We start from the raw sequence: 9,172 nt of genomic DNA, 5'->3' as shown, positions 1-9,172 counted from the left end.
GCAACCATACCAGAACGGTGGAGCGGCCCTGAATGCCATAACGCACCTGAGCCTGTTTGTAGGTGAGCTCGCCTTTTTCAATCTGCTCGACCAGTGACAGTTTAAAAGTCAACGAGTAATCGCGCTGTGTCCGTTTCACACCTTGTCCCATCGGGTTCTCCATTTATTGGGAGGAAAGGTGTAAACCATATTCAGGACGGGACAACAGGCAAAAAAAGGCCACTCGATGAGTGGCAGGAAAGGGGAAATCAGGGAGCATCACACAACGTCTTGCACAACCTCAGGCGGGTTAGAGGTAGGTATTGGAACGCTTGCTGCGGTTGCTGATCAGCCAGCAAACCGCCAGCACCAGCAGCAACCAGGGGGCCAGCTTGATGATCAGAGCAAGCATGCCGCCCAGCGCCCCAAGCAGCACGAACAGGCCGCTCACCAGCAACATGGCTACCAGGGTAAAACCGGTCAGTGCCATGACCAGCAGCACCACCAGCAAGATGAAAAATTCCAGCATAACTTGCTCCTTATCAGTACCTTGTCTGCCGGCTGATCAACCCTTCGGTCAATCCAGCCAGCGCTTCAATTCATAACGGGGCGGCATCACCAGCACCGCCAGCAGATAGGCGGCCAGTGCCAGCGGCGGCATCAGGATCAGGGCGAGCAGTGCCACCACCCGCACCGTGACTCTGGAGACCCCCAACCGCCTGGCAATACCGGCGCAGACCCCGGCCAGCTTGCGATGCACCAGATCCTTGGGCCAGGGGCTCATGATTACACCTCCGCCTTCTGGCCTTTGAGGCGAGCCAGCTCGCGCTCGATCTCGTCATTGAGCTCCAGCTCGCGGAACTGGGCCTCCAGCGAGGGATTCTGCCCCAGAGTGGCCGCCTCCAGCTGGGCCTCCAGTTGATCGACCCGGCCCTGAAAACCGTCAAAGCGCGCCATCAGCTCATGCATACGCTGGTTGTCCACCTGAGCGCGGGCACGAATGCGGCTGTGGGCGGTCTGCTCGCGCAAGGTCAACAGTTTCTGCTTCTCGCGCGCCTCGGTCAGCTTGACAGCCAGCCGTTCGCTATCTGCGGTGAGCTGGGCCAGCACCTCGGCCACCCGGGCCTTGTCCTGCTCCAGCTGTTCACATTTTTTGACCTCCGCCAGCTTCTCGGTGAGGGCGGCGCGGGCCAGATCCTCACGTCCCTTCTGGATGGCGAGCTCAGCCTTGGCCGACCACTCCAGGATCTGCGCCTGCAACGCCTGCTGGTGACGCTCCAGCTGCTTCTGTTCGGCAATCACGCGGGCGGCCTGGGTACGCATCTCGACCCGCACCTGCTCCATCTCTTCGATCATCAGGCGCAGCATCTTCTCCGGCTCTTCACTCTTGTCGAGCAGGCTGTGCAGGTTGGCATTGATTACGTCGGTCAGGCGGCTGAATACGCTCATGGTCTTGCTCCTTGTTGATGGGATGGCTATCTCTTCCCATTGCATTACAAGAGCCGTACCAAGAAAAATTATTGTTATTTTACATATAGATGGAAATTTACCGAGGAAATTCAAGAAGCGTTTGTTGGTGAAAATAGCCAACCACGTGGTGATTTTTACCAACATAAATTTCTCACTAATGTTTGTGCTCAACATGAGCCCGATCATTACTTATTCGCTGGCGATCTCGATGGTCACATGCACCAGCTCTTCATGGATCGCCAACCGTTCGCGGATCTGCTGCGCCGGTAGCGGATTGACCATCAGCAAAGAGAGCACGCAGGCATACTGCTGCTGCCCTACCCGCCAGACATGCAGATCGCGAATATCAGTGCCCGGCAGCTCGGCAATGACCTCGCGGATCTCTGCCACCAGTGGGGTATCCATCTCGGCATCCAGCAGCACCCGGCCGGAGTCGCGCAGCAGCCCCCATGCCCACACCGCGACCAGTCCGGCACCCACTATGCCCATCAGCGGATCGAGCCAGTCGGCCCCCCAAAGCATGCCCCCTACCAGCGCCAGAATCGCCAGCACGGAAGTGGCCGCATCCGCCAGCACGTGGATATAGGCGGCGCGCAGGTTGAGATCCTGATGGCCGTGGTGATCGTCATGGTCATGATGATGAGCGTGGTCGTGATGTTCATGATGGTGGTCATGCCCATGGCCGTGGTGATGGTGGCCGTGATCATCCTTGAGCAGCCAGGCACAGGCGAGGTTTACCAGCAGCCCCACCAGCGCGATAGCGATCGCCTGTTGATAGTGGATCGGGCTGGGATCGAGCAGCCGGAACACCGACTCGAACAGCATCAACCCGGCCACTCCCACCAGTAACAGGGCGCTGGTGAAGCCACCCAGCACCTCGATCTTCCAGGTGCCGAAGCTGAATCTGTGGTCGCGGGCGAAGTGGCGGGCGGCGCGGTAGGCCAGCACCGAGAGGCCGAGCGCCAGCGCGTGGGAGCTCATGTGCCAGCCATCGGCCAGCAGCGCCATGGAGTTGTAGAACCAGCCGCCGCCAATCTCCGCCACCATCATGATGACGGTCAACAATACGGCCCAGCGGGTCTTCTGTTCGGCCAGCGGATTGCCCTCATGGATGACGGGTTGATGGCAGTGGGATTGAGCGAGGAATGACATGGATTTCTCCTGAGAGCGATGATGCAATATACTATACCCCAGTATAGTTTTATTGATCGAGAGGATCCGTCATGTCCCACACCATTCACGACAAAAAGAAGCTGCTGGCACGGGTGCGCCGCATCAAGGGACAGGCTGGTGCGCTGGAGAGCGCGCTGGAGCAGGAGAGCGACTGCAGCGCCATTTTGCAGCAGATTGCCGCCATCCGCGGCGCCGTCAACGGCCTGATGCTGGAGGTGCTGGAAGGACATATGCGCGAGCATCTCGGCGCCCCCGATGCCACCCCTTCCGAGCGATTGGAGGATCTGGATCAGGTAGTCAGCGTCCTGCGATCCTATTTGAAGTAAGCAGGATGGCGGCACCATCCCTTCAGGCTCGACCAGCGTCGGGCTTGAGCCACCGCCAGCTTTGCGCCATGATGTCCAGCCCGGCTGACCGCCGGTTTTACTGGACAGTCAATTTCAAGGATCCCCCATGTTTGAACACGTCGATGCCTATGCTGGCGACCCCATCCTGACGCTAGTCGAGACCTTCCACAAAGACACCCGCGAGCAGAAGGTGAACCTGGGGATCGGCCTCTATTACGACGAGCAGGGGCGTATTCCGCTGCTGCCGTCGGTGCAGCAGGCCGAAGCCCAGCGCGCCGCCGCCCCGGCCCCGCGCCCCTACCAGCCGATGGAAGGCGCCGCCAACTACCGCACCGCAGTGCAACACCTGCTGTTTGGTGCCGACCATGAAGCGGTCAAGGCGGGACGTATCGCCACCATCCAGACCATCGGCGGCTCCGGCGCGCTGAAGATCGGGGCCGATCTGCTCAAGCGCTACTTCCCGACCTCCGAGGTGTGGGTCAGCAACCCGACTTGGGACAACCACAAGGCGATGTTCGAGGGGGCCGGCATTAAGGTGCATGACTACCCCTACTACGATGCGGCCACTGGCGGCGTGCAGTTCGATGCCATGATCGACTGCCTGAGCACTCTGCCGGCCAAGAGCATCGTGCTGCTGCACCCCTGCTGCCACAACCCGACCGGGGTGGATCTCTCCCGCGCCCAGTGGGATCGGGTGATCGCGCTGGTGGTCGAGAAGAACCTGATCCCCTTTATGGACATCGCCTATCAGGGCTTCGGTGACGGGCTGGAAGAGGATGCCTACGCCATTCGCGCCATGGTGGCCGCCGGCGTCAGCTTCTTCGTCAGCAACTCGTTTTCCAAGAACCTCTCCTTCTACGGCGAGCGCTGCGGCGGCCTGTCGGTCATCTGCAAGGATGCCGAAGAGGCGAGCCGGGTACTGGGCCAGATGAAGGCCACCGTGCGTCGCAACTACTCAAGCCCTCCCACCCACGGCGGCCAGATCACCGCGGCGGTGATGAGCCAGCCCGAGCTGCACGCCATGTGGGTCGATGAAGTGACCGAGATGCGCACCCGCATCAAGGCCATGCGCCAGAAGCTGTTCGAAGTGCTGAGCGCCAAGGTGCCGGGCCGCGATTTCAGTTACTTCATCAACCAGCGCGGTATGTTCAGCTACACCGGCTTCACCCCGGAGCAGGTTGACAGACTGCGCGAAGAGTTCGCCGTCTATCTGGTGCGCTCTGGCCGCATGTGCGTGGCGGGCCTCAACAGCCGCAACGTCGACTATGTGGCTGATGCCATGGCGGCGGTGCTCAAAGGCTAATCCGCATCAGCCCCGCTTTGGCGGGGCTGTTTGTCTGTTGCGTTCGCAGTCACCTCTTGATGGGTCTGCTCACCCTCCCCCTGCTGTGAGAGAATGCCAGCAGGTCACGCTGAATCTCCCTGATTCCAAGCCTGTTTATCTTCATCAATTTCAGGAGCCACTATGGATCTGATCGCTCTCTCTCGGCTGGGAGGTCGCCATCTGGTCACCCTGCACCTGCTGCTCGACAACCAGAGCGTCACCCGCACCGCCGAGCGGCTCTGCACCACGCCTTCCACCGTCAGCAAAACCCTCAACCAGCTGCGGGATCTGCTGGGGGATCAACTGCTCTACCGCCAGGGCAACCAGCTGCTGCTCACCCCCATGGCCGAGCGACTGGCGCCCACCCTGCACCGGCTGTTGGGGGAGCTGAACGGCCTCACTCGCCAGAACGCCTTCAACCCGCAGCAGTGGCAGGGCACATTGCGGCTGGGATTGCGCGAGAGCGTGATGACCTGGCCGGTGGGCCCCATTCTGGGTCAGCTGATGAAAGAGGTGCCGGGCATGGTGCCGGAGATCTGGAACAAAGATGAGCAGGGGTTGGAGGCGCTGGCAACGGGCAAACTCGACTTCGTGATCCTGCCCCATGACCAGAGCCAGCCGTTGCCGCGCCAGCCCGGGCTGGTATGGGAGACCCTGCGGGAAGAGAAACTGGTCTGCCTGCTGCGCAAAGACCACCCCGCGCTGGCCAAGCCCTGGGATCTCGATGCCTACCTGAGCTGGCGCCATATCGCCATCCGGGATCAGGAGCTGGCTAACCCCTTCTTCGAGCAGAGCCTGGCCCAGCAGCAGGTGCGTCGTCAGATTGGCGCCACCCTGCCCGATTTTGCCAGCGCGGCGGCCCTGCTGCCCCAGACTGACCTGATCCTCACCGCCATCGGTGGCTGGGCGGCCTGCATGGCCAGTCAGCCGGATCTGATGATGCGTCCGGCACCGTTCGATTACGGCAAGGTGAGTCACAGTCTGGTCTGGTATGGCCCGGCCGGTGATGGCTCGGCCCGTCACTGGTTCCGCCAGCGGATCCTGCAACTGGGTCGCGAATTGATTGAGCCCTGAGCCGGACGACAAGGAGAAGAGATTGATGTTTCACCGCGGTGAAACATCAACGGCAAGCAGGGACTAGGGACGTTTGGTATAGATGGGGCTGGGGAAGGAGGCGACGTTGCTGCCCAGATCCGTGATGCGGGCAGCCCCCTGCTTTTTCACCTGATCGATGCGCAGCACCTGATGCATGGGAATAAGGGTCTGGCGCACATCGGCAAATTCGCTCTTGAGCTTCTCGTGACTGGGATCGACGATAAGCGCCGTGTGGTTGTCCCAGACAAAGTCGGCAATCTCGATAAAACCGAACAGTTGGCCCTGATTGACTTCGCGCACATACACTTCGTAGCGCTCGCTGTGGCAAATAAACTGAACCCGATATAACGCCTTGCTTTCACTCATGATTATCTGTCATTGAGGGGTAAGAAGATGGCCATTATTCTAGCCGCCGTTCTCGCCCCCTCCAATAGACAGAAATCACAGTTGCGGCCTTTCCATGCCGCACCTCACGCCATGACGGTCACCGGATGACGCGGCCACTCAGCCCATCAAGGCAGGCAGTGAGACCGGCCCCAATCCCGCTGCGCGCAAGCGGTTGGCCAGCTGTTCCAGCTCGGTTTGGCTAGCCTCTGGCCATTGCGCAGCCTCCCCTCGTACCCCGTGGTGGCGAAAGCCGTTGAGGCGAATGGGCACAGGCCCCAGCCGCTGCAAGAAGGCGGCGAGATCCACGTCCAGCTCACCACTCGCATCCAGAAAATCGCTCTTGTCCGGCACATGGAGCAGCCGCAGTTCGGTCAGCTTGCCGTGGCGTGCCAGCAGTTGCAGCGATGCCAGCACCCGCTCGCGACCATAGCCGGTCAGGGAGTGATGCACCGAGTCACGCCATCCCTTGAGATCGAGCATGGCGCCGTCGAGCACCGGCAGCAGCCGCTGCCAGCCGGTTTCGGCCAGCGAGCCGTTGCTGTCGAGCAGACAGCTGAGATGGGTCAGATCCGGTGCGCCCTTGATGGCAGCAAACAGCGCAACCACAAAGGGGAGCTGGGTGGTCGCCTCACCACCGGAGACGGTAATGCCGCTCAGCAGTGGGCCGTAGCGGCGCAGCAGGGCCAGCACGTCGTCCACCGTCATGGTTGTGGTCTTGGGATTGGCACTGCGCGGGCAGACATCCAGACAGGCGTCGCAATCGGTGCAGAGCGTTGCCTGCCATTGCACCTTGCCCTGATTGAAGGTGAGGGCACCGCTCGGGCAGACCGCAAGGCAGTCGCCGCAATCGTCACACAGCCCTATGGTGTGGGGGTTATGGCAGCCGGGGCAGCGGAAGTTGCAGCCCTGCAGAAACAGCACCAGCCGATTGCCCGGCCCGTCGACACAGGAAAAGGGCAGCACCCTGCTTACCAGGGCGCTGCGTGTTGGCAAAACATCAGCCATCGGTGCGAACTCAATACTCGCCGATAGTCGATTCGTGGGCGACCACCCGCGGTGCCCGCTGACGAATGGCGGTCACTTCACTCGCCTCCGCACCGAGACAGGTGGTCTGCAACCGCGAGCCTTCTTCTGCAAAGCGGGCCACGTCGCTCTTGCGGATCATGTAGCCGGTCACCCGCACCAGATCGCTGTCGGCCACGTTGGCGGTGAACTCGCGCATACCGATGGCGAGCGCCCCTTTGCAGAGCTGCAGCAGTGCCTGCGGGTTCTGACGGATGGTGGGATCCAGCGTCAGGATCTCGCTGATCCCCGAATGGTAATAAGTGTGGTGCGGCGCCAGCGCCAGCACATGGCTGGTCGGATCCGGCTCATGCCCGTAGGGAATGCGCACCCCGGGGGTGACAGCCACATCGATGCTGAGGCCACCTTGCGAATGCAACAAAGCGCGGCCACCCCAGGCATGAGTCTGCGGGGTCGTGGTCACATAGGCGGAAAGCTGGGCCGAGATGCGATAGCCAAGCTGGTTCGCCTCCTCGCCATGGCCGTAGCGATCCGGCAGATTCTCTTTATCCATCAGGATATTGACCGCTTCCGCCATGCCGTAGATGCCAAACATGGGAACGAAACGATCCTCATCCAGCAGCCCCTCTTTCACCAGGAAGCTGTCGAAGAAGCCGGACTCATTGTGGAGGAATGCGGCCCGCGCTTCGATCAGCTGAGAAGCCAAACGGCAGTAGTGGGGCAGCAGGCAACCGAGGAAGTCATCGATCCCCTGACACTGCTCGGCGACCCGCTTGAGGGAGATGCGCACCAGGGTATTGGCGCCACCCGCCTGCGGCAGGGCGTTGTAGCAGCTGACGATGCCAAAACCATGCTGGTCAAAGGTATCGCGATGGATCGGGTAGTTGGCGATGTGCGGCTTGCTGCACTCGGCGATATTCTTCACCGCCTGCAACAGCAGATCATCCGGGGTCTGCTCCGGATCGTGGAAGAAGGTGAGGTTCGGCGCCACCTGCTTGAGCTCGTTGTCGATGCGCAGGATCAGGCGGCAGATACGGTTGTCATCCGGCCCGATGTTGACGTGCATGAAGGCGTCCGGCAGCACCCTGTCCAGATAGACCCAGAACCCCTTCAGCTTGCGATAGAGGGTCTCGTCATCCAGTTCGCCTACAAACGGCAACAGCAGATAGTCGAGCCGCCCCAGCCAGACCGGCATGCCGGTAACGGAGGGGACATGGTGATAGAGGATGCGCAGGGCGTTGAGCGCTTCGTCGAAATCCTGTGGTGGTGCCAGCTCCAGCCAGGCAGAGCCCTGAGTCAGGAATTTTTCATAGTCCGGCAGCACATAACGTGGCTTGTAGGGGGCGTGCCCTTCGAACATGTCGCAGATAAATCCCTGCGCCATCGCCTCGGCGACTGCGGCAGGCAGGTCGGGGTAGGGCAACGCATTCTCGGCGGCCAGCGCCAGCGCGTGGCTCTTCTGGGCGGCGGAGAGATGGGGATCGCGCACGATGCGCTGACAGGTTTCGATCAAAGACATGGGACACTCCTTCACGGATAGAGCCCATATCCTCACCATTTGCAGGCTTTTTTTGAAGTGACATTCACAACAATACGAATGTCTCAAAAAGACATCCGCGAGAGAGGATCACACCCCAAACAGAACGGGGGCCTTGCCTGCCGACAAGGCCCCCGTTGTGCGGATCAGGGCTCGATGACGATGGGCGTACCCGGGTCAATAGCGTCCCACACCTCATCCAGCTCGTGGTTGAGCATGGCGATGCAGCCGTTGGTCCAGTTGGAGGGCTGAACCCTGCGGTTGCCAATGCTGTTGCGCTGGCCGTGGATCATGATCATGCCACCCGGACGAACACCCAGCTCATTGGCGCGCTTGATGTCATCCAGGTTCGGATAGTTGATATGGATGGCTTTGTAGTAGCCGGAATTGGTCTTCTTGTAGTCGAGGGTGTAGCGTCCTTCCGGCGTACGCTGATCCCCTTCCTGCTGCTTGTGCCCCTTGGGTGCCGGGCCCAGAGCAATCCAGTAGCGCTTCAGTTCTTTGCCATCCTTCATCAGGGTCAGGCTATAGGTCGACTTCTTGACCACCACCAAATCGGCTTTTTCGGTAAAGGCAAAACTCAATGCGGGCCAAAGCCCCAACAAACACAGTAATACGGCTCTCATTCCATCCCTCGACAAGCCTCTGGTGCGGGCTTTTCTTGTTACCAGATCATCTGAACGATGCCCGCCGAGCGGCGAGCGAGCGCCATGATATTGGATCGCCATCAATACTCAATATGCCCGGCAAAACATATCTTGCCGCAGCAAGGCCATCTTCCTTGAACGCTGTCATTTTGCATTGGTAATTAACAGTTAAAACAACAAGATACAAAAA

At 60.4% G+C, this 9,172-nt stretch carries 11 protein-coding genes and 1 pseudogene; 3 read left to right on the top strand and 9 right to left on the bottom strand.

What is annotated here, in order from left to right:
* The 5 genes and pseudogenes from ACB040_RS18505 to dmeF all read right to left on the bottom strand — a co-directional run.
* Window positions 1-151: pseudogene (locus ACB040_RS18505) on the bottom strand (IS3 family transposase); the annotation flags it as partial.
* Between the two features lie 138 nt (window positions 152-289).
* Entirely contained in the window at window positions 290-508 is a 219-nt protein-coding gene (gene pspG, locus ACB040_RS18500) for an envelope stress response protein PspG (RefSeq protein WP_005335871.1), read from the bottom strand.
* Between the two features lie 48 nt (window positions 509-556).
* Window positions 557-763 (bottom strand): PspC domain-containing protein, encoded by a 207-nt coding sequence (locus ACB040_RS18495; protein ID WP_338773666.1) that lies wholly within the window; start codon window positions 761-763, stop codon window positions 557-559.
* A gap of 2 nt (window positions 764-765) precedes the next feature.
* Entirely contained in the window at window positions 766-1,428 is a 663-nt protein-coding gene (gene pspA, locus ACB040_RS18490; RefSeq protein WP_338773665.1) for a phage shock protein PspA, read from the bottom strand.
* Window positions 1,429-1,638: 210 nt separating this feature from the next.
* The gene (dmeF, locus tag ACB040_RS18485; protein ID WP_338773663.1) at window positions 1,639-2,601 is read right to left on the bottom strand and encodes a CDF family Co(II)/Ni(II) efflux transporter DmeF; all 963 of its coding nucleotides are present in this window, start codon (window positions 2,599-2,601) and stop codon (window positions 1,639-1,641) included.
* A gap of 71 nt (window positions 2,602-2,672) precedes the next feature.
* Between dmeF and ACB040_RS18480 the strand changes: the two genes are divergently transcribed.
* From ACB040_RS18480 to ACB040_RS18470, 3 genes are all read left to right on the top strand, one after another.
* Window positions 2,673-2,948, top strand: coding sequence for a metal/formaldehyde-sensitive transcriptional repressor (locus tag ACB040_RS18480; protein WP_338773661.1), 276 nt, complete (start codon window positions 2,673-2,675; stop codon window positions 2,946-2,948).
* A gap of 127 nt (window positions 2,949-3,075) precedes the next feature.
* Window positions 3,076-4,272, top strand: a complete 1,197-nt coding sequence (locus ACB040_RS18475) for an amino acid aminotransferase (protein WP_033114017.1) — start codon at window positions 3,076-3,078, stop codon at window positions 4,270-4,272.
* Window positions 4,273-4,434: 162 nt separating this feature from the next.
* Window positions 4,435-5,367 (top strand): LysR family transcriptional regulator, encoded by a 933-nt coding sequence (locus ACB040_RS18470; RefSeq protein ID WP_371155972.1) that lies wholly within the window; start codon window positions 4,435-4,437, stop codon window positions 5,365-5,367.
* Between the two features lie 63 nt (window positions 5,368-5,430).
* On the opposite strand, the gene ACB040_RS18465 is transcribed toward ACB040_RS18470, so the two are convergent.
* From ACB040_RS18465 to ACB040_RS18450, 4 genes are all read right to left on the bottom strand, one after another.
* Window positions 5,431-5,754, bottom strand: a complete 324-nt coding sequence (locus ACB040_RS18465; RefSeq protein WP_005340296.1) for a DUF1820 family protein — start codon at window positions 5,752-5,754, stop codon at window positions 5,431-5,433.
* Between the two features lie 138 nt (window positions 5,755-5,892).
* Complete coding sequence (locus ACB040_RS18460; protein ID WP_371155969.1) at window positions 5,893-6,780, bottom strand: YjjW family glycine radical enzyme activase; 888 nt, start codon at window positions 6,778-6,780, stop codon at window positions 5,893-5,895.
* 10 nt (window positions 6,781-6,790) lie between these two features.
* Complete coding sequence (locus tag ACB040_RS18455; protein WP_371155967.1) at window positions 6,791-8,317, bottom strand: YjjI family glycine radical enzyme; 1,527 nt, start codon at window positions 8,315-8,317, stop codon at window positions 6,791-6,793.
* 164 nt (window positions 8,318-8,481) lie between these two features.
* On the bottom strand, window positions 8,482-8,961 hold the full coding sequence (locus ACB040_RS18450) for a murein L,D-transpeptidase family protein (protein WP_042084254.1): 480 nt from the start codon (window positions 8,959-8,961) through the stop codon (window positions 8,482-8,484).
* Between the last annotated feature and the right edge of the window lie 211 nt (window positions 8,962-9,172).

The organism is Aeromonas sp. S11(2024), assembly GCF_041402345.1.
GTDB lineage: Bacteria > Pseudomonadota > Gammaproteobacteria > Enterobacterales > Aeromonadaceae > Aeromonas > Aeromonas veronii.
This window is presented reverse-complemented; position numbering and strand designations above follow the sequence as displayed.